Genomic DNA, 20,633 nt, shown 5'->3' on the forward strand with positions numbered 1-20,633 from the left:
CACACGCAACGCCAAATGCATGACTGATTGAGTATTTTTGATCCCTTAAAATTCTCGCGAGGCGTCACACCACCCGTAACGTGGCCAGAAGTTCGCGACTCTTTGCAGTAGTTTTCAATGTCGAATTTCGACGCAGGGTCGACGAGGCGCGCTTGCAAACATCGCCGAAGCGCGTCTTATGAGCTTTGAAAATATTTGCAGAAATCTTTGCATCAGGGGCGAGTTCGGGGTGAGCAAGGGCGCGACGCGACTGGAAGACCTGGCCAAGCTGGCGGGCGTTTCGATCTCGACGGCCTCGCGCGCCCTCAATGACAGCCCAGCGGTCAACAAGCGCACCAAGCAGCTGATCTGGAAGCTGGCGCGCGAGATGGACTATCCCTTCCGCCGCTACATGCCCGCCGGCCCGATCGGCGCCGAGGCGACCATCGCCATCGTCACCCCGCGCCCCCAAGGCCGGGGAAGCAGCATGTCCGACCCCTTCTTTCTTGAACTCCTGGCCGGCGTCGGTGAGGCCGCCCGCGAGCGCGGCTGCGACGTGATCCTGTCCCACATCGCGCCGACCAACTTCGACGACCTCTCCGAGGCCATGACCACCAGCCGCGCCGAGGGCGTGATCTTCCTGGGCCAGAGCTCGCTGCACGCCGCCTTCAATCGCCTGGCCGAGACCGAGAACCGCTTCGTGGTCTGGGGCGCGCAACTGCCGGACCAGAACTACTGCTCGGTCGGCTCGGACAACGTCATGGGCGGCCGTCGCGCGACGCTGCATCTGCAGCGCCTGGGCCGCAAGAGGATTGTCTTTCTGGGCGACACCGAGGCGCCCGAAGCCATGCAGCGCCATCGCGGCTATCTTGACGCCCTGGAGCACGCCAAGCTGGGCGTTGATCCCGACCTGATCGTGCCGGCCCACTTCGAGGTCGAGTCAGCCGAGGCCGCGGTCGACAGCCTGATCCACAACGGCGTCGCGTTCGACGGCGTCGTCGCGGCGTCGGACCTGATCGCCCTGGGCGCGATCCGCGCGCTGAAGCACGCCGGCCTGTCGGTCCCGGGCGACGTCTCGGTGATGGGCTTCGACAACGTTCCCTTCAGCCGCTACGCCAGCCCGGCCCTGTCGACCATCGCCCAGGACACGACCAAGGCCGGCAAGCTGATGGTCTCCAAGCTGCTCGACAGCGGCGAACGCGCCAGCCGCTCCGAGCGCGTGCCGACGGATCTGATCATCCGCGAGAGCTGCGGGGGCTAGCCCCGCCGCGCGATCAGACCCGCACACACAGGCATCTGGCCCTCACCGCCCAGGTTCACGCCGTCGACCGGGGTCCAGCCGTCGGGCAGCGACCACGCCACCGGCTCGTGCCCCAGGTTGAAGGCCAGCAGCACAGCGCCCGCCCCCTCCCCGCGCTGGAAGATCAGCAGCGGGCTGTTGGTGTCGACGAAGCTGATCTCGCCAGTCCGCAGGGCCGGATAAGTGCGGCGCAGGCCGATCAGGCGGCGGGCGACGTTCAAGGTCGAGGCCGGATCAGCTTCCTGCGCATCGACCGCCAACGGCAGATGTTCCGGATCGACCGGCAACCAGGGCTCGACGCCTGAGAAGCCGGCGTTGAGCGCGCCGGCCACCCACGGCATCGGCGTGCGAGCGCCGTCGCGGCCTAGGGTCTGGGGCCAGTTGGCGATGGCTTCGGGGTCCTGCAGCCGCTCGAACGGCACATTGGCCTGAGGCAGGCCCAGCTCTTCGCCCTGGTAGACGAAGACATTACCCCGCAGGCCCATCAGGAGCAGAAGGCACATCTCGGCGAAGGCCTTGCGGTTGCGCCCCTCCGCCCAGCGCGACACGGCGCGCGGCGCATCGTGGTTCGAGAACGTCCAGGACGGCCAGCCCTCACCCGCCTCGCCCGGCCACATGGCCGCGCCCTGCGGGACCATCTCGCGCGTCAGTTTGTCGGCGTAGAGGTAGAGGAAGCCGTAGGCGCTGTTCAGACGGTCGTCGCCGGCGGTGAATAGCTTCATCTCGCGATCGGCGTGGTCGCCGCCGACTTCCGCCACCGAGAACCGGCCGCCCGCCGCGTCGGTCAGCGCGCGGAGGCGGCTCAGGAACTTCGGAATGTCGGCGTGGCTCTGGTTGTGGATCTTGTCCTGGAAATCAAACGGCCGCGTGCGCTTGCCGCCCGGCGGCAGGGGCGGGTTATCGGTCAGCTTCGGATCGTGCATCGAGAAGTTGATGGCGTCGAAGCGGAAGCCGTCCACGCCCTTGTCGATCCAGAACTGGGTGACGGCCAGCAGGGCTTGCTGCACCGCCGGATTGTGCAGGTTCAGCTGCGGCTGGCTGCTGAGGAAGTTGTGCATGTAGTACTGACCGCGGCGGGCGTCCCAGGTCCACGCCGGGCCGCCGAACACCGACTGCCAGTTGCTGGGCGGGCTGCCGTCGGGCTTGGCGTCGGCCCAAACGAACCAGTCGGCCTTGGCGTTGGTCCGGTCCTGGCGGCTTTGCGTGAACCAGGGGTGCTCGTCCGAGGTGTGCGAGAAGACCAGATCGATGATGATCTTCAGGCCCAGCGCATGGGCGCGCGCGATCAGCGCGTCGAAATCGGCCAGGGTCCCGAAGATCGGATCGACATCGCAGTAATCCGAGACGTCGTAGCCAAAGTCCTTCATGGGCGACTTGAAGAACGGCGACAGCCAGACACCCTCGACGCCCAGCGAGGCGATGTGGTCGAGGTGGGCGGTGATCCCGGGCAGGTCGCCGACGCCGTCGCCGTTCGAGTCGGCGAAGCTGCGCGGATAGACCTGATAGATGACGGCGCCGCGCCACCAGTCGGCGTTCATCGACGTCTCCACATCGGGGCGCTCAAGTAGCTGCACTGTCACGATCGTCCCTCGGAAACGCAAATCATGTAATCGAACGGCGCCAGCTCGACGCCGTAGCTGCCCGGCGCGGCGGCGCTCGAGACACAGGTTCCGTGCAGGCTCTTCCAAGCCACAGACCCCATCTCGACCGGCACGTGCGCCTTGATCGGCTTGTCGCTGGTATTGAAGACGGCCAGCACCTCGGTTCCCGCCATCAGCCGGGAAAACGCCAGCAGGCCCGACTTGCCGTCGGCCACGCGGGTCATCTGCCGCCCCTCGCGCAGGGCGGGCGTCGCCGTCCGCAGCTTCGCGAGCGCCGCGATACGGCGATAGAGGACGCTGTCCGTCTGGAAGGCCGACCTCGCCCCCTGGGCGTTCGAGCCGATGAGGCGGTTGTCGTTATAGCTGGCCACCTGGCTGGGAAACATATCTTCGCGGCTGTCGGCGTAGTCGCCATCGCCGGTGAAGCCCTGCTCGTCGCCATAATAGATCGTCGGCACGCCGCGCGCGGTCAGCATGATGGCGTTGGCCAGGGTGACCCGGGCCAGCAGCTGATCGTCGCTGATCTGCGGACGGGCTTTCAGCACGAAGTGACCGATGCGGCCCATGTCGTGATTGCCCAGGAAGGTCGGTAGCTGGCGCGCCGTGGTCTCACCGCCTTCATAGACCGCGTCGCCGGCGAAGACCGTGGCCAGCCGGTCAGGTCCGGCGCGGCCGGTGACGACATCGGTGACCGCCGCCTGGAAGGCGAAGTCCAGGACCGCCGGCAGCTTGTCGACCTTCACGTGTCGCGCCAGGGCGGCGACGTCGGGGTCGAAGACCTCGCCGAAGATGTGGAAATTCTCGATCCCCCTGGCCTTGGCGCGGGCCAGCATGGCCGGGACGAAGGCCTGCCAGAACTCCGGGTTCACGTGGCGAGCGGTGTCGATACGATAGCCGTCGATCCCGAAGTCGTCGATCCAGCGGCCGTAGACTTCGATGAAGCCTTCAACCACGCGAGGATTGGCGGTGAACACGTCGTCGAGCGTGGCGAAATCACCCAACAACGAGCTCTCGCCCGCAAACGTGCTGTCCCCGCGGTTGTGATAGTAGATCGGGTCGTTCAGCCAGGCCGGCGACTTGGCGCGCTCCTGACCGGTCGGCACGAAGGGTGTGTAGGCCCAGTCCGCGCGCTTGAGCTTGCTGAAGTCCTTGCCGTCGAAGCCGTCATTGATCGGCGCCCCGTCGACCCCGCCGCGGCGGACATAGGGATAGTCGGCGACACCACGATAGGCGCAGCGGTTGTCCGGGCATTCCTTGTACTGAATGACGTCGGCCGTGTGGTTCACGACGATGTCCATATAGACCTTCATGCCGCGCGCATGGGCCGCGTCGACCAGGGCCTTGAAGTCGGCCTTGGTTCCGAGATGCGGATCGACGTCCGTGAAGTCGGTGATCCAGTAGCCGTGATGGGCGGCAGATTCCTGCCCCGTCGGCCCCTGCACGGCCCGGTTCACGAAGATCGGCGCCAGCCACACGGCCGTCGCCCCCAGGCCTTGAATGTAGTCGAGACGGCGCGTCACGCCCTTGATGTCGCCGCCGTGATAGAAGCCGGCGCGCTTGGGATCAAAACCGTCGACCAGCGCCCCCAAGATGGGGCCACCGTGATCATTCGTCGCGTCGCCATTCTCGAACCGATCGGGCAGGACGAAGTAGATCACCTCGTCTTGCGGCTTGCGCTGGAGATAGGGGCCAGGAGCAGCCCAGGAGGCTGTCGCCATCGCGCCCATGCCGAGCGCGCTCAAGGCCGTCATGGCCAGCAGCGTCCGCCGCCAGGGCGTCAAGGCTGACATCGCTCCCCTCCCCTCAATGCGCGTCCCGAGTTGCGGACCGCATTGCAATTCTTTGCAAGAATTTGCAGTCCGATTAGCAACCTGTCAATCCGTCAACTTGAGGGGATTTGCGCACTCAGAAGCCCCCAGCAAGGGCTCAATGTGGCGCAAAGAAGCCACACATTGCCCATTTCGAGACCCACAGTCGCGCCAGGAGGGCATCGTTTGCAGATTTTTGTGTTGATTACGGTCCGTTAATTTGCAGTAGTTTGCAGCAACGGCCCGCCGCATGATTTCAACAGCGCAGAGCCGGACAGGGAGGGAACTCGCATGAACACCCAATTTTCGCGCCGTCGCGCCTGGCTGATGGCCGGCGGGGCCACGGGCCTGGCGCTCGCCTTCGCCGTCGCCGGTTCGGCTCAGGCCCAGACCACCACGACCGCTGCGGATGACACCAAGGTCGAGGAAGTCGTCATCACCGGCATTCGGGCCGGCCTCGAAAACTCGATCGCGCTGAAGAAGCAATCGACCTCGATCGTCGAAGCCATTTCGGCCGAAGACATCGGCAAGCTGCCGGACACCTCGATCGCCGAATCTCTGGCCCGCCTGCCGGGCCTGACCGCGCAGCGCCTGGACGGTCGCGCGCAGGTCATCTCGATCCGCGGCCTTGGCCCGGACTTCACCTCGACCCTGCTGAACGGCCGCGAACAGGTTTCGACCGGCGACAACCGCGGCGTCGAGTTCGACCAGTATCCGTCGGAAATCCTCTCGGGCGTGGTGGTCTACAAGACCCCGGACGCCGGCCTGATCGGTCAGGGCCTGTCGGGCACCGCCGACCTGCGGACGATCCGCCCGCTGACCTACGGCAAGCGCATCCTCTCGGCTAACGCGCGCTATGAAATGAACAGCGAGAAGAAGCTGAACCCGGACGCCAAGGATACGGGTCACCGCTTCAGCGCCACCTACGTCAACCAGTTCGCGAACGACACGGTTGGTCTGGCCCTGGCTGTTTCGGACATTTCGACGCCGACCCAGAGCAAGCGCTTCAACGCCTGGGGCTATCCGACCATCAACGCGGCCAATGATCGCGTGATCGGCGGCGCCAAGCCGTACGTCCAGTCGAACAACCTCGAGCGTTTCGGCGCCATCGGCGTCCTCGAGTACAAGCCGAACGACAAGGTGACGACCTCGCTGGACGTCTACTACTCGGAATTCCAGGAAGAGCAGATCCTGCGGGGCATCGAGCTGCCGCTGCAATGGTCGTCCGCGACGCTGCAGCCGACGCGCACCACCAGCGCCGGCCTGATCACCAACGGCACGTTCTCGGGCGTCAAGGGCGTGATGCGCAACGACCTGAACACGCGTGACACCACCCTGAAGTCGGCCGGCTGGAACCTGAACTACCTGACCGACAATGGTTGGTCGCTGACGGCGGACCTGAGCTACTCCTCGGCCGACCGCACCGACGTGATCTTCGAATCCTACTCGGGCACCGGCCCGAACGGCGTCGGCGCGACCGACACCCTGGGCTTCACGACCACGCCGGGCGCGGGCACGATGTTCGCCTCGACCCTCGACTACACCGACCGCAACCTGTTCAAACTGACCGACCCGCAAGGTTGGGGCGGCGGCGCCTCCGGCGGCGCTCTGACCCAGGCTGGCTTCTACAACACCCCGTCGATCACCGACGAACTGACGGCCGCCCGGTTCACCGCCAAGCGCGACCTGGAGTGGGGTCCCGTCAAGTCGGTCGAGTTCGGCGTGAACGCCAGCCGTCGTGAGAAGGACAAGGAAGTTCACGAGAGCTTCCTGACGTTCGGCGGCCGCATCGCGGACGGCGCCCCGACCAGCCGCGCCATCCCGCAGGAAGCCATCATCGGCGTCGCGAAGCTGGACCTGATCGGTATCAAGGCCATGCTGGCGTATGACCCGACCTACCTGCTGAAGAACGGCTTCTACACCCTGATCGCCGACGCGAACCCGGCCGTGCAGACCCGCAACTGGTCGGTCCGTGAAGACGTGCAGGTGGCCTACGCCAAGTTCGGCGTCGACTCCCAGGTCGGCTCGATCCCGGTGACCGGCAACTTCGGCCTGCAGGTGGTTCGCACTGACCAGTTCTCGAAGGGCGTCGCGGTCAACCCGTCCGCGCCGGCCAGCCCGACGGTCACCGACGACGGCGCCAAGTACACCTACGCCCTGCCGAGCCTGAACCTGACGTTCGACGCGGGCAACGAGCTGTACATCCGCGTGGGCGCGGCCCGCACCCTGGCCCGGGCCCGGATGGACGAACTGCGCGCCAGCCAGTCGTTCAACCAGAACACCTCGCGCCTGACCTCGACGGATCCGAACAACTCGTACTTCAGCGCCAACGGCGGCAACCCGAACCTGCGCCCGTACATCGCCGACGGCGTCGACGTGGCGGTGGAGAAGTACTTCGGTCGCTCGGCCTATCTGTCGGCCGCCGTGTACCACAAGGAGCTGTCGAACTTCGTCAACTCCAACTCCTCGTCCTACAAGGACTTCTCGGACTATCTGTTCCTGCTGAGCACCGCGCAGCAGGCGCAGCTGGGCACCAAGATCGGTCTGGTCTCGGGTCCCGACAACGGCGACGGCGGCTACATCCGGGGCCTGGAACTGTCGGCCTCGCTGCAGGGCGACCTGCTGTGGGAGCCGCTGAAGTCCTTCGGCCTGATCATCAGCGGCTCGTTCACCGACAGCAAGGTGACGCTGGAAAAGGGCACGAACCCGATCACCATCCCGGGCCTGTCCAAGACGGTCGTCAACACGACGTTCTACTATGAAAAGAACGGCTTCAACGCCCGGATCAGCAACCGCTATCGCGGCAAGTTCCTCGGTGAAGTCGCCGGCCTGAGCGCCGCGCGCGTCTTCCGGACCGTCGACAAGGAGTCGGTTGTCGACGCCCAGGTCGGCTACGAGTTCCGCGACGGCCCGCTGAACGGTTTGTCCCTGCTGCTGCAGGCCAACAACATCACCAACGAGCCCTTCAAGACCTACGAAAACGACGATCCGCGCCAGACCATCGACTACCAGAAGTATGGCGCGACCTACATGGTCGGCGTGTCGTACCGCTTCTAATCCCCAAGCCTCCTCCTGCAGTCTTGGAGCCCCGCCGGATCATTCCGGCGGGGTCTTTTTTATGAGAGCCTCCGATCAGAGAGGCGGACGCGGGCGGGACGACCATGGCGCAGGAGCCGATCAAGGCCGTGACCATCGTGGGCGGGGGAACCGCCGGCTGGATCAGCGCCGCCCTGCTCTCGCGCACGCTGGGTCCGTCCGTGGCCATCACCGTCGTCGAGTCCGACGAGATCGGCATCGTCGGGGTCGGCGAGGCCACTATCCCCGCCATCCGGTTGCTGAACGGCCTGCTGGGTCTGGACGAGAACGACTTCCTCGCGGCCACTCACGGCACGATCAAGCTGGGGATCGAGTTCGTCGACTGGCACACGGTCGGCCAATCCTACCTGCACGCCTTCGGCCCCATCGGCCGCCCCCTGGGCATGGCGCCCTTCCATCACTACTGGCTGCGTCGCCGCCAGGCCGGGCATGACGAAAGCCTGTGGGACTATTCCCTCAACGCCCGAGCGGCCAAGGCCGGGCGCTTCGACCGCATCACCCAGGTCGGCGGCGGCTATCTGGAGGGTCTGGCCTACGCCTTCCACTTCGACGCCGCGCTCTACGCCCAGTACCTGCGCCGCTACAGCGAGGCCCAGGGCGTCACCCGCGTCGAAGGGCGCATTGTCAGCGTCGACCAGGACGCTGAAAGCGGCTTCGTCACGGGCCTCACCCTGCAGGACGGCCGCAAGGTCGGCGGCGAGTTCTTCATCGACTGCTCGGGCTTCCGAGGCCTGCTGATCGAGGAGACCCTGAAAAGCGGCTATGAGGACTGGCGCGCCTGGCTGCCGATGGACAGCGCCATCGCCGTCCCCTGCGCCTCGGTGACGCCCCTGACGCCCTATACCCGCGCCACGGCACGCGAGGCCGGCTGGCAGTGGCGCATCCCCCTGCAACACCGCACCGGCAACGGCCACGTGTTCTGCAGCGACTATATCGACGCGGCCCAGGCGACCGACGTGCTGATGGCCAATCTGGACGGAGCCCCGCTGGCTGAGCCGAGGCGGCTGCGGTTCACGACGGGCCGGCGCAAGCAGTTCTGGAACCGCAACGTGGTGGCCCTGGGCCTGGCCAGCGGCTTCATGGAGCCGCTGGAGTCGACCAGCATCCACCTGGTCCAGTCCGCCCTCAGCCGGCTTCTGGCGCTCTTCCCCGATCGCGGCTTCAACCCGGTCGAGATCGCCGAGTACAATCGCCAGACGGCGCTGGAGTACGAGTACATCCGCGACTTCCTGGTGCTGCACTACAAGGCCACGACGCGCGAGGACACGCCGTTCTGGCAAGCCGTGCGCCGGATGGAGATGCCCGACAGCCTCAAGGCCCGCATCGCTCTATTCTCCCAGTCCGGCCGCCTGTTCAGCCAGGACGACGACCTCTTCAAGGAGGCCAGCTGGATCCAGGTGCTGATCGGCCAGGGCGTGGTCCCCGAGGCCTTCCATCCGCTCACCGGTGTCGTCACCGACGCCCAGCTCGACGAGTATCTGGCCAATCTGCGCCAGATCATGGGCCGGGCGGTCGAGGGCCTGCCCCGTCATGGCGACTTCATCGCCAAAAACTGCGCCAGCCGAACCGCAGGCCGCTGAGCGCCTCAGGGACGCTCCAGACGCTCACGCGCCCGCCGGCGCACGGCGCGGAACACGAGGGGTAAGAGCTCCCAGCTGAACGCGCCGACGACGAAGCCGAACAGATAGGCCTCGCGCAGCGGCGGCCAGGGAATGAGCGGCAGCGCCACCCGCACCAGAAACCCGGCCAGGATCATGGCCGAGGCCGCCGCGCAGGCCAGCCGCACCAGAAGGCCGCGCTCGATGACGCCCAGCGCGCCGATCTGCACGCAGCCATAGACGGCCACGCCGCCCACAGCGCCCAGGATCGCGCGCAGGCGATCGGGATCGATGTCCATCGAGGCCTCCTCTAGCCCGGGATCTTGGGGTGACGGCTCAGGGGTGTCCCGATCCACGCGTCGCGACCGCGACAGCGCTCCGGAACAACCCCGCCGTTAAGAAATGTGCCCGGTTGGCGGCGGAGAGTCGACGGGGTGTGGCGGAGGGTGCGTCCGGTTCTGACGTTGGGTCGGGAGCACCCTGAGCTCACAGGAGAAAGCCAGAACAATTCATGAACAAAAGAACGATTAGACGGTCGCCACCCATCCGTTAGCGGCTGTTGTGTAAGGGAAATTGGCAGGGTGGTAGGCCTGGAGGGACTCGAACCCCCAACCAGACCGTTATGAGCGGTCGGCTCTAACCATTGAGCTACAGGCCCGCGCGGAGTCGCGCCGAAGCGCACGCGAGCCGGCGGATTAGCATGAGCCGAACGCGGCTTAAAGCTCCGGTTCAGGTTGGAGCTGTCACGAAGGAACCCTAGCCGTGCGGCGACGCTTTCCTGCGCCGGACAGCCCCTGGAGAAAGATCGATGACCCACACCGCCCACCGCCCCGCCAAGCTGATGACCGCCATCGCCCTGCCCGCTCTGCTGGGCGGCGTGTTGCTGATGGGCGCCGCCGCTCCGGCGCTGGCGCAAGGCCACGACGCGGCCTTCAAGGCCACGACGTTCAACCTGTCGGCCTTCGGCGAGACCCTGGTGGCGCCGGACATGGCGACCATCACTCTAGGCGTCCAGACTGACGCGGCCACGGCGGCCGAGGCGCTCAAGGCCAACGGCGCGCGGATGAACCAGGTGATGGCCGCCCTGAAGAAGGCCGGGATCGCCGAGCGCGACATCCAGACCTCGAACCTGAGCCTGAACGCCCAGTACGCCTATGAGCAGAACCAGCCGCCCAAGCTGACCGGCTACCAGGCGTCGAACCAGGTGACGATCACGGTCCGTGACCTGGCCAAGCTGGGCGCGGCGGTGGACGCCACGGTCAGCGCCGGCGCTAACACGGTCAACGGGATCAGCTTTGGCCTCTCCAACCCGCAGGCGGCCGAGGACGCCGCCCGCCTGGAGGCCGTCAAGGCGCTGGAGGCCAAGGCCGCGCTCTATGGCCGCGCCACCGGCTACAAGACCGTGCGGCTGGTCAATCTCAGCGAAGGCGGCGGCTATACGCCCGCCCCGCAACCGATGCCGGTGTTCGCCATGGCCAAGCGCGAGATGGCCGACGCCACCAGCATCTCGGCCGGCGAGCTGAAGGTCCGCGTTGACGTCAGCGCGGTGTACGAAGTCAGCAAGTAAGCGCGTGAAAAAGCCGCCGTCGGGATGTCCCGGCGGCGGCTTGTTTGTTTGGATTAGAACCCGGCCTTCGCGAAGGCCTGCTCGACGCGGTCCTTGATCTCCAGGCCCGGCAGGGCGCGCTCGCCCTCCATGACCGCCACATAGGTCAGGTTGCGGGCCGGCTTGCCCGCGCCAGTCGGCACAGGGCCGATCGCCCAGCCCACCGTGTTGCCCGGCGCCGAGCCGCTCTCGCAGCTGAAGAAGCGCGCGGGCTTGCCGAGGTTGGCTTGCAGCAGCTTTTCGGCCGTCGTGATAACGCCATCGCAGGTCGGTAGGTCGCGCGCGCAGGTGACATAGCCGCCGCCGCGCCAGACCAGCTTGCCGCTGGCGGCCTCGGCGATCACCACGCAGGTCGAGCCCGAGCCGATCTGACGACCGATGGACTGGGCCAGCACGGTCTCATCGATCCCTTCAGGCAGTTTGGGCGAGCAGGCGGTCAGGCCCGCCATCGCCAGAGCGACAAGCGCCCCGTTTTTCATCCAGGGGCGCGTCATCGGTCAGGCCGCCTTCTTGATCAGGTTGCCCTCGTCCAGCAGGACGACGGTCGGAGCGTAGTTGCGCGCCTCCTCGGCGGGCATCTGGCAGTAGGTGACCACGATCACCAGGTCGTTCTTCTGCACCAGGCGAGCGGCCGCGCCATTGACGCCGATCACTTTTGAGCCGCGCGGGGCCTCGATGGCGTAGGTGGTGAAGCGCGCGCCGTTGGTGATGTTCAGCACGTCGACCTGCTCGTTCGGCAGGATGCCCGAGGCGTCCAGCAGGTCGCGGTCGATGGCGATCGAGCCTTCGTAGTCGAGGTCGGCCTGGGTCACCGTGGCGCGGTGCAGCTTGGCCTTCAGCATGGTGAGCAGCATGGCGGGGAAGTTTATCCCTTTGAATGAACTGGAATCTTCTGGGCCGCCACACACAAGGCCCGTCAACAGGTCCCGCCATATAGCCACGAACCCGCGTCGGTTCAATCGCACCGCAGCATGGCGACAAAGGTTAACAACCCGGCGATTTCGCGTTAAGGTTTGAAATAACGCGGTTCGGTGGGGACTATCATGCGTTACGGAAGTGGTTGGGCGGTGGCGGGTCTCGTCATCGTCTCACTGGTCGCGGGAGCGGCCTGGATCTCAACAAGCGAGGCCCAGACACGGCAGGATCCGGGCGCGACGTCGCCGCCCCCTCGCCCCTCGATCACGGCGCTGGTCGCCCGCCCCCGGGGGGCAGTGGACTGGCAGGCGGCCGTCGGCGGCCTTCGCCAGTCGGCCAATGTCGGAGAAAGTCTGGCGGCCAATCTGAACCGCGAACAGGTCGACAAGACCGCCGTCCCGATCCTTTTGCCGCGCGATCCCAAGCTGACGGCCGGGGCGCGGATCTACAGCTTCGGCGACTACTACACGATCACCGCCGACACCCTGGGCGGCGGCGTCTCGCTCAGCGGCACGACGGCGACGGTTCCGGCCGGCAAGCCCCTGAAGGTCGAGAGCGGACCAGAGATGCTGACCGTACAGCGCACCGTGGACGGCCAGTTGGCCAGCTTCGTGCGCTTTGGCGTGCTCTACACCGTGGAGATCCGCTGCGACACAGCCGGCGACCCGCGCTGCGTCGACGACAACTACGTACTGGGCCTTGTGGGCAAGACCACCGCCGTCGTGATGGGTAAGGCCGCGCGGCAAGCCGCCGGGCTGGGAGGCTGAAATGCGCGTCTCTCCGCTTCTGCTGATCGCCGCCCTCGCCCTGGCGCCGCTGGCCGCCTGCGACGACACCACCAAGCCCCCGGCCGGCGAAACGCCCAAGCCGCCCTCGCCCGAGCCCGGACCGCCGCAGCCTGACGATTCCCCGGCCGACGGCGGCGCCGAGCAGCCCGCCAGCGAGCCCATTCCGCCGAGCCCGGACCCCGCGCCGCAACCCGATGAGTCCCCGCCCCCATCGGCCAGCTTCCCGCACGAACCAGCCGGCGCCATCCCCGCCGGCCAGGGGCCCGGCTATCTCGACCGCACGGTCTGGTCGCCGAACATGTGCTGGCCGCTGGCCGAGGCCGGCTTCCCCAACTCGCAAGTCTATGGCCCGGGCGGCGGCATGGGACCGCCCGGCAAGCCCAGCCAGTGCGACAGCCTCAACTACACCCTGCCCTGGCGTGACACCTTCTGCGAGGCGCGGTCGCGGTCCAATCCGCTCTGCGCGGGCTCCGGCACAGGACACCAGGGGCAGGACATCCGCCCCGCAAGCTGCAAGAAGAACCAGCATTGGGCCGTCGCCGCCGAGGCCGGGACGATCACCGACATCGGCTCATACTCGGTGACCCTCGTCGGCCAGGCCGCGCCGCACTACACCTATCGCTATCTGCACCTGCAGATGGCGACCCTGGCGGTGAAAGAAGGCGACAGCGTCGCCAAGGGCCAGCAGCTGGGCAAGGTGTCCAACGACTTTGGCGGCACGCCGACGACGATCCACCTGCACTTCGAGATCCGGGCGGGCGTCGCGGGGACCACGACGGACGGCAAGGCCGTGGCCCTGCACACCTTCCTGCCGCCCTATCTGAGCCTGGTTCAGGCCTACCAGCGCAAGCTGAACGGTCAGAGCTGTAGCTAGGCGACCGCGTCTTTCAGAAAGGCCGTCATGTCGGTCAGCAGCGTGGCTTTGCGCCGGAACGGGCGTGAAAGGGCCAGCACCGCGCCCGCATGGTCGACGCCTGGATAGTGCCGCTCCTCGACCCTGGCGCCCTTGTCGCGCAGGGCGGCGGCCAACTTGCGGGTGTTGCGCGGATAGACCGTGGTGTCCTTGTCGCCCGTCGCCAGGAAGGCGGCTGGCGCGTCGGCGCGGGCGAAGGCGATGGGCTGCGTCGCCGCCAGGTCAACCGCGTCCCCGAAGGTCCGCTCGGTGATCGCGCCCTTCAGGGGCAGGAAGTCGTAAGGCCCAGACAGGCCCGCAAAGGCCCGGATCGCCCCGGGATCGACCTGGGCGCTACGCAGATATCGCGGGTCCAGCGCCAGCATGGCCGCATTGTAGGCGCCCGCCGAATGGCCGATCAGCACAATCCGCTCAGGATCGCCGCCCAGGGCGGCGGCGTTGTGCACGGCCCAGCGCACGGCCTTGGCGCAGTCGTCCAGAAAGTCGGGAAACCGCACTTCGGGGTAGAGGCGGTAATCCGGCGCGAGGGTGAGAAAACCCTGCGCGGCGATCGCCCGGGCGGCCCACCCATAGTCGCCCTTGCGGCCGCTGTCCCAGGATCCGCCGTAGAAGAATACCGCTACCGGCGCCGGACCGTGCGCGATCGGCGGCGCATAGATGTCCACCCCGCCGCGCGGGCCGTCCATATAGCGCGCGCCTCGCCCCTCGCGCCGCGCCGCGTCCTTTGGCGTGAACGTGGCGAAGACCGAGAGCGGCGAACACGCCGCCGTCACCGTCGCCGCCAAGGCCGCCAGACCCGCGCGCCGGCTCATCCTTGCCTCCGCCATACCCTGATCTCCGCCGCCGCTCTCATTGAGCGTACGGGCGCGGATCGGGTTCGGATGCGAGGAACCGCGATCATTGCCCCGAACCGCGGGTTACAGCTTGAAGCCGCCGCCCTCGATCTTGGCGCAGAGCGTCTTGGTGATCTTCACATAGCCCTTGGCCGGATCGCGGAAGTACAGCGGATCCTTGGTCTTGGACGGGTCGAAGCCCTCGTTGACGAGATCGATCTTGCGATACTTGAAGGTGCCGGTGGTCTCGATCGCCTTTTGCAGGCGTACGAACAACGGCCTGGCGTAGCTGGGCAGCGCCTCGTCGACATATTTGGCGAAGGCGTCCAGGTCGAAGTCGCCTTCGGTCACCAGCGAGGCCATGCCCGCCTTGCCGTCCAGGTCGCCCACCTTCACACCGTAGACATTCACCTCCAGGACGCCCTCGAAGCCGGCGATACGCTCGGCGACCTCGGAGGTGGCGACGTTTTCGCCCTTCCAGCGGAAGGTGTCACCGATCCGGTCGATGAAATAGATGTAGCCGTCGTGGTCGACCTTCATCAGGTCGCCCGTGCGGAACCAGGCGTCCCCCTTCTCGAAGACGTCGTGCAGCACCTTCTTCTCGGTCGCGGCCTTGTCGGCATAGCCGGTGAAATTCGAGCGCGCGTCGCTGCCGATATGGCCGATGCACTCGCCGACCTCCTCAGGCCCCGCCTCGATGCAGCAACCGTCGGGCCCACGGATCGGGGTCTCGCTCTCGACGTCAAACTTGACGATGCGGAAATTGAACTTCTTGCGGAGGTAGCTCGGGATACGCCCGATGGCGCCGCGCTTGCCGTCAAAGTTGAAGAACGAGACGTTGCCTTCAGTCGCGCCGTAGAACTCCAGCACGTCGCCGACCTTGAAGCGATCGAGCATGTCGTCCCAGACGTCGGCGCGCAGGCCATTGCCGAAGATCATGCGGATCTTGTGAGCGCGCTCGAGCTCGTGCTCGGGCTGGTTGGCGAGGTAGCGGCACAGCTCGCCGATATAGACGAACATGGTGCACTGCTCGGCCACGATCTCGGGCCAGAAGTGCGTCGCTGAGAACTTCTTGCGCAGCACGATCGAGCCGCCGTTCAGCAGGCCCGCGCCCAAGGCGCACAGCCCCCCGGTCGCGTGATAGAGCGGCAGGGTGACGTAGATGCGATCGGTGTCCTTGGCTCCCGTCGAGCCGGCGAACCCACGCATATAGAGCTGGGCGCGCATGTGCGTGATTCGCGCGGCCTTCGGCAGGCCGGTCGTTCCGCTGGTGTAGATGTAGAGCGCCGTATCGGAGGCTGTCAGACCCTCCCGGGCGGTCTCGCGATCGGGGCGCAGCTGGCTGCAGCTCTTGAGGGCTTTCAGCAGGTCGCGCTGGTCGTCATGGACGGGCCCCAGCACCCACTGCTGCACATGGCGCTCAAGCTGGCCTTTCACCTCCTCGAAGCAGGACGAGGTCTCGGTGTCGACGATGCAGTGCAGCGCGTGCGAGATGTTCAGGCAGTGCGCCAGCGCCGCGCCGGTCAGTTGGTTGTTGATCAGGGCGGTGGCGACCCCGACCTTCGTCAGGCCGTACCAGATCGCCAGATACTCGATGCGGTTAGGCATGAAGAGCGCCACGGTCTGGCCGCGCGTCAGACCCAGACCCTTGGCCCAGTGCGCGTAGCGGTTGGCCATCGCGTCCAGCTCGGCGTACGAGATCGTCTTGCCTTCGAAGGTGATGGCGGGGCGCGGCCCCCACTTGTCGACGGCGGCCTCCAGATCGTCGCAAATCAGGTTGGGGCTGTCCGGAGCGATCGTCTTCACGCGCTTGAGCGTCCGGGAGAGCCCCTTCAAAAACCGGATTTCCCGCCGAATCTTCTGGCTCAAACGCATTCTTCTCTCCCTTGACGCAACCATTGGAGAGCCCCGCGCGGCCGGTCAAGACGCCGCGTGCTGCAATGCAAACCTATCGATGTTCTTGGAAGAAGACGCTGCGGCGCGCGGACGAAAGCTTCCGTTACGGCGCCTTGATCAGCTCAAGTCACCCTCGGCGGACCGCCTTGTCGCGCGTCCGCCGAGGGCGCTTGTCAGCCGGCGGCCAGACGACGCTGGTCGTCGCGTGCGGCCTTGAGCTTCTCCGCGACGAGGAAGGCCAACTCGAGCGCCTGCTCGCCATTCAGGCGCGGGTCGCAATGCGTATGATAGCGATCGGCGAGATCAGTCTCCGACACAGCGCGGGCGCCGCCCAGGCATTCGGTGACATTCTGGCCCGTCATCTCCAGATGGACGCCGCCGGGGTGCACGCCTTCCGCTTGGGCGATCTCGACGAAGCTCTTCACCTCGGAGAGGATCCGGTCAAACGGCCGGGTCTTGTAGCCCGTCGAGGCCTTCAGCGTATTGCCGTGCATGGGATCGGTGGCCCAGACCACCGAGCGGCCCGCCGACTTAGTCGCCTTCATCAGGCGCGGCAGACGGTCGGCGATCTTGTCCGAGCCGAAGCGCCCATAAAGCGTCAGGCGGCCCGGCTCGTTGTGCGGGTTCAGGACGTCGATCAGCCGCAGCAGGTCATCGCCCTCCATGGTCGGGCCGCACTTCAGGCCGATCGGATTCTTCACGCCGCGCATGAATTCGACGTGGGCGCCGTCCAGCTGGCGGGTGCGCTCGCCGATCCAAAGCAGGTGGGCGCTGGTGTCGTACCAGTCGCCAGAGGTGCTATCGACCCGGGTCATGGCTTCCTCGAAGCCCAGCAGCAGGGCCTCGTGGCTGGTGAAGAACTCGACGCGACGCAGGTCGGGCTGTGTGTCGGGCGTCACGCCGACCGCCGCCATGAAGGTCAGGGCCTCGCTGATCTTTTCCGACAGTTCGCGATAACGTGCGCCCTGCGGGCTGTCACCGACGAAGCCCAGCGTCCAGCGGTGGATATTGTAGAGGTCGGCGTAGCCGCCGCTGGCGAAGGCGCGCAGCAGGTTCAGCGTGGCGGCCGACTGGCCGTAGGCCTTCAGCAGGCGGTCAGGATCGGGAACCCGCTCGGACTCGTTGAAGTCCATGCCGTTGATGATGTCGCCGCGATAGGATGGCAGCACGACATCGCCCTGCGCCTCGGTCGGCTCGGAGCGCGGCTTCGCGAACTGGCCGGCGATACGGCCCACCTTCACCACCGGCTTGCCGCCGGCGAAGGTCAGCACCACCGCCATCTGCAGGATCAGACGGAAGGTGTCGCGGATGTTGTCCGCATGGAATTCCTTGAAGCTCTCGGCGCAGTCGCCGCCCTGCAACAGGAACGCCCGCCCTTCGGCCACCTCGCCCAGTTGACTCTTAAGACGGCGCGCCTCGCCGGCGAACACCAGGGGCGGCATCTGGCGCAGCGTCTGCTCGACCCGCTCGACCGCGCCCATGTCCGGATAGTCGGTGGGCAGGTGCTTTGCGGGCTTGGCTCTCCAGGCGGCGGGGGTCCAACGGGCGGTCATGTCGAGGCTCGATTACTACAAAGGGCGCGGTAGATACCGCAAATGGACGGAAAAGGCAAAATCGTGCAGCAGAAGGCCGCTGATCCGCCACACAGGAACATTCGTTGTCGCCTTAGGCGCGTACTGCGCTGGTTTTTTGCGCCACACCACAGGCGATGGCGGCCAGCGCGCCCAGCGCGAGCCACCACTCCTGCCAGACGCCGAAGCTGAGCCCGCCGATAACCAGATAGGACACCGTCACCGCCGCCGCCATGGCCCCGTCGCGCCGGTTTTCGCCTGTCCAGCCGACGATGCGGTAGAGAACCCAGGCGAAGAACGCCGCCGCCATGGCCGCGCCCATGGCTCCCAGCTCCAGCCAGAGCTGCAAGGCGGCGTTGTGGGTGTGCAGCGGGATGGCCGGCCCGAAGGTGCGACTGGCGTCTATGCCCCAGCCGCGTAGGGCGTGCTCGACGATCAGATTGCCTGTGAAGGCCCAGATGTTGAGGCGATGATCCCAGGAGGCTGGCGCGGAGGCGTACAGCCAAGCAAAGAGGCCCGAGCGTACGCCCCAAAGCACGACGAGCGGCGCGAAGATGAAGAGGGCCGATACGGCCGGGATCAGCCCGCGCACGAACGGTTTGCCGATGACCCGCGTCCCCAGCCAGGCGACGCCGCCGAGAATTAGCGCCGCTATGGGCGCGTCGGCGCCTGTGAGATGTGCGCCCGACACGAGGCACACGGCGATGAGGGCGATGGCGATGTTCCGCCCTCGAAAGTTCCAGGCGTCCAGGATCCTGACGCACGGCCAGAACAAGAGGATCGCCGGATAGGTCGCCAGCGACACCTTGACCATCGCCAGATCCGGGCGGATCGGCTCCTCGGTCAAATTGTGCAGGACCTGATAGATCGCCGCGCCCAGCGCGCCGTCGACGAAGGTGATCAAGGCCAGGAAGGCGACGCCGACCAGCATGACCCGCCCCGCCAGGCGCGCTGAACGTTGCGACATCTGCGCCAGCCCCGCGACCGCGGCGCCGTAGAGCGCCAACTGGAGGACGAGCTTCAAGGCGGTGAACTTCTCGACGTCCTTGTCACGCTTAAGCTCGGCCAGGTGCGGCGCGGCCGGACTCCAGCTGAGGCTGATCAGCGCCCAGGCGACGAGAACCACCAGCGCCAGGATCGGCAGAAGCGGCGCTCTGGAACGCACCAGGGTCGGCGCGGCCAGCAGGCCCACCAAGCTCAGCAAGGCCGCGTACCAGAGCGGGATCAGGTAGCCGATGAGCGGGGTCATCACCATCGCGAAGACGGCGAGCGCGCCCAGCCACCGGGTCCGGCGCTCCGGAGCGGTCGCCTGGATCATCCCACCCCGCCGACTTCGGCCGGCACGTACTTCTCGCGCATGGTCACCAGTTCCTCGGCGAGGGTGGGGTGCACGGCGCAGGTGGAATCCCACTGCGGCTTGGTCACGCCCATCTTCACCGCGATCGCCGCCATCTGGATGATCTCGGGCGAGTCGGGGCCAACCACGTGGACGCCGACGATGCGCTCATCGTCCTGCTTGACGACGAGCTTGATCAGGCATCGTTCCTGGCCGCCGTAGAAGGTGACCTTCATCGGCCGGAAGACCGAGCGATAGATGTCGACCTTGCCGAACGCCTGCCGCGCCTCAGCCTCGCTCATCCCGACTGCGCCGACCGGCGGCTGCGAGAAGACCGCCGAGGCGACCAGATCGTGATCGAAGGTCGTCGGCTTGCCGTAGAACTCGGTCTGGGCGAAGGCCGCCCCCTCGCGGATCGCCACCGGCGTCAGGTTGATGCGGTCCGTCACGTCGCCGACGGCCCAGATGCTGTCGACATTGGTCTTGGAGTACTTGTCGACCGCGATCGCGCCCTTGTCGTTCAGCTTCACACCGGCCTTCTCGAGGCCCAGACCCTGGACGTAAGGTTCACGACCGGTGGCGAACATCACCGCCTCGGTCTCGAAGGTCAGGTCGTTGCTGAGCGTGCTCAGCAGGCGGCCATCGTCCATCTTCTCGATGCTCTTGTGCGAGCAGCCCAGGACAACCTTGATCCCGCGCTTTTCCAGCTCGTCGGCCAGGTGCATCCGCACATCGTCGTCAAAGCCGCGCAGGATGTTGGCGCCGCGATAGAGCAGTGTCGTCTGGACGCCGAGGCCCGCATAGATTCCCGCGAACTCGACGGCGATATAACCGCCGCCGACCACCAGCACGCTCTTGGGCAGGGTCGGAAGGTGGAACGCCTCGTCCGAGGTGATCCCCAGCTCCGCACCTGGGAACTCGGGACGCACCGGGCGTCCGCCGGTGGCGACCAGGATCTTGCGGGCGGTGTAGGTCCCCGCGTCGTCGCTGCCGTCCTTGGGCAGGACTTCCACGGTGTGGGCGTCGACGATCTGAGCGCGGCCATGCAGCAGGTGCGCGCCCGCCTTCTGGAGATTGGTGACGTAGATCCCCGACAGTCGCGCGATCTCGACGTCCTTCTCGTGCAGGAACGTCTTCCAGTCGAAGCGGGCGTCGTCGATCGTCCAGCCATAGCCCTTGGCCGTCTTCAGCTGGCTGGTGACCTCGCTGGCGTAGACCATGAACTTCTTGGGCACGCAGCCGCGCACCACGCACGTGCCGCCGACCCGGTACTCCTCGGCCACCGCCACCTTGGCCCCGCTCAGCGCCGCCAGCCGCGCCGCGCGCACGCCGCCCGAGCCCGCGCCGATGACGAAGAGGTCGAAGTCGTAGTCAGCCATGGAACGGCCTCCGG

The 20,633-nt window shown here is 66.6% G+C and carries 15 protein-coding genes, 1 tRNA gene and 2 pseudogenes; 6 read left to right on the top strand and 12 right to left on the bottom strand.

Going from position 1 to position 20,633, the window contains the following annotated elements; translation table 11 throughout:
• Positions 1 to 178: 178 nt before the first annotated feature.
• The gene (locus J2X45_RS05855) at positions 179 to 1,240 is read left to right on the top strand and encodes a LacI family DNA-binding transcriptional regulator (protein ID WP_310212452.1); all 1,062 of its coding nucleotides are present in this window, start codon (positions 179 to 181) and stop codon (positions 1,238 to 1,240) included.
• Here the strand turns inward: J2X45_RS05855 and J2X45_RS05860 are convergent.
• Together J2X45_RS05860 and J2X45_RS05865 are read right to left on the bottom strand one after the other, a co-directional pair.
• On the bottom strand, positions 1,237 to 2,880 hold the full coding sequence (locus tag J2X45_RS05860) for an alpha-amylase family glycosyl hydrolase (RefSeq protein WP_310212455.1): 1,644 nt from the start codon (positions 2,878 to 2,880) through the stop codon (positions 1,237 to 1,239). The genes J2X45_RS05855 and J2X45_RS05860 overlap by 4 nt on opposite strands.
• Positions 2,856 to 4,670 (bottom strand): alpha-amylase family glycosyl hydrolase, encoded by a 1,815-nt coding sequence (locus J2X45_RS05865; RefSeq protein ID WP_310212458.1) that lies wholly within the window; start codon positions 4,668 to 4,670, stop codon positions 2,856 to 2,858. Before J2X45_RS05865 ends, J2X45_RS05860 begins: the two co-directional genes overlap by 25 nt.
• Positions 4,671 to 4,979: 309 nt before the next feature.
• Between J2X45_RS05865 and J2X45_RS05870 the strand changes: the two genes are divergently transcribed.
• Together J2X45_RS05870 and J2X45_RS05875 are read left to right on the top strand one after the other, a co-directional pair.
• Positions 4,980 to 7,745 (top strand): TonB-dependent receptor, encoded by a 2,766-nt coding sequence (locus J2X45_RS05870; protein ID WP_310212461.1) that lies wholly within the window; start codon positions 4,980 to 4,982, stop codon positions 7,743 to 7,745.
• A gap of 104 nt (positions 7,746 to 7,849) precedes the next feature.
• Positions 7,850 to 9,364 (top strand): tryptophan 7-halogenase, encoded by a 1,515-nt coding sequence (locus J2X45_RS05875; RefSeq protein ID WP_310212464.1) that lies wholly within the window; start codon positions 7,850 to 7,852, stop codon positions 9,362 to 9,364.
• Positions 9,365 to 9,369: 5 nt separating this feature from the next.
• Here J2X45_RS05875 and J2X45_RS05880 read toward each other — a convergent pair.
• From J2X45_RS05880 to J2X45_RS05895, 3 genes and pseudogenes are all read right to left on the bottom strand, one after another.
• Positions 9,370 to 9,477: pseudogene (locus tag J2X45_RS05880) on the bottom strand (hypothetical protein); the annotation flags it as partial.
• A pseudogene (locus J2X45_RS05885) lies at positions 9,463 to 9,681 on the bottom strand (hypothetical protein); the annotation flags it as partial. The pseudogenes J2X45_RS05885 and J2X45_RS05880, both read right to left, overlap by 15 nt.
• A gap of 283 nt (positions 9,682 to 9,964) precedes the next feature.
• A tRNA-Ile gene (locus J2X45_RS05895) sits at positions 9,965 to 10,040 on the bottom strand.
• 150 nt (positions 10,041 to 10,190) lie between these two features.
• Here J2X45_RS05895 and J2X45_RS05900 point away from each other — a divergent pair.
• Complete coding sequence (locus tag J2X45_RS05900) at positions 10,191 to 10,949, top strand: SIMPL domain-containing protein (RefSeq protein ID WP_310212466.1); 759 nt, start codon at positions 10,191 to 10,193, stop codon at positions 10,947 to 10,949.
• Positions 10,950 to 11,002: 53 nt separating this feature from the next.
• Here J2X45_RS05900 and J2X45_RS05905 read toward each other — a convergent pair whose 3' ends face one another.
• Together J2X45_RS05905 and panD are read right to left on the bottom strand one after the other, a co-directional pair.
• Positions 11,003 to 11,482 (bottom strand): hypothetical protein, encoded by a 480-nt coding sequence (locus J2X45_RS05905; RefSeq protein ID WP_310212469.1) that lies wholly within the window; start codon positions 11,480 to 11,482, stop codon positions 11,003 to 11,005.
• Positions 11,483 to 11,485: 3 nt separating this feature from the next.
• Complete coding sequence (gene panD, locus J2X45_RS05910) at positions 11,486 to 11,842, bottom strand: aspartate 1-decarboxylase (RefSeq protein ID WP_010920154.1); 357 nt, start codon at positions 11,840 to 11,842, stop codon at positions 11,486 to 11,488.
• 177 nt (positions 11,843 to 12,019) lie between these two features.
• Between panD and J2X45_RS05915 the strand changes: the two genes are divergently transcribed.
• Together J2X45_RS05915 and J2X45_RS05920 are read left to right on the top strand one after the other, a co-directional pair.
• A complete protein-coding gene (locus J2X45_RS05915) occupies positions 12,020 to 12,670 on the top strand; it encodes a hypothetical protein (protein ID WP_310212474.1) in 651 nt (216 codons plus the stop codon).
• A gap of 1 nt (position 12,671) precedes the next feature.
• Positions 12,672 to 13,565 (top strand): M23 family metallopeptidase, encoded by an 894-nt coding sequence (locus J2X45_RS05920; RefSeq protein ID WP_310212476.1) that lies wholly within the window; start codon positions 12,672 to 12,674, stop codon positions 13,563 to 13,565.
• Here J2X45_RS05920 and J2X45_RS05925 read toward each other — a convergent pair.
• The 5 genes from J2X45_RS05925 to gor all read right to left on the bottom strand — a co-directional run bounded on the left by J2X45_RS05925 (position 13,562) and on the right by gor (position 20,619).
• Positions 13,562 to 14,431 (bottom strand): alpha/beta hydrolase, encoded by an 870-nt coding sequence (locus J2X45_RS05925; RefSeq protein WP_310212479.1) that lies wholly within the window; start codon positions 14,429 to 14,431, stop codon positions 13,562 to 13,564. The genes J2X45_RS05920 and J2X45_RS05925 overlap by 4 nt on opposite strands.
• A 90-nt stretch (positions 14,432 to 14,521) precedes the next feature.
• Complete coding sequence (locus tag J2X45_RS05930) at positions 14,522 to 16,312, bottom strand: long-chain-acyl-CoA synthetase (protein WP_310212482.1); 1,791 nt, start codon at positions 16,310 to 16,312, stop codon at positions 14,522 to 14,524.
• A gap of 194 nt (positions 16,313 to 16,506) precedes the next feature.
• On the bottom strand, positions 16,507 to 17,886 hold the full coding sequence (locus J2X45_RS05935) for a class II 3-deoxy-7-phosphoheptulonate synthase (protein ID WP_310212485.1): 1,380 nt from the start codon (positions 17,884 to 17,886) through the stop codon (positions 16,507 to 16,509).
• 112 nt (positions 17,887 to 17,998) lie between these two features.
• A complete protein-coding gene (locus tag J2X45_RS05940; protein WP_310212488.1) occupies positions 17,999 to 19,222 on the bottom strand; it encodes an O-antigen ligase in 1,224 nt (407 codons plus the stop codon).
• Positions 19,219 to 20,619: a glutathione-disulfide reductase gene (gene gor / locus J2X45_RS05945; RefSeq protein ID WP_310212491.1), complete on the bottom strand. Its 1,401-nt coding sequence runs from the start codon at positions 20,617 to 20,619 to the stop codon at positions 19,219 to 19,221. The genes J2X45_RS05940 and gor overlap by 4 nt, the downstream gene beginning before the upstream one ends.
• Positions 20,620 to 20,633 lie beyond the last annotated feature (14 nt).

The sequence above is a fragment of the Caulobacter sp. BE264 genome (assembly GCF_031457805.1).
GTDB lineage: Bacteria > Pseudomonadota > Alphaproteobacteria > Caulobacterales > Caulobacteraceae > Caulobacter.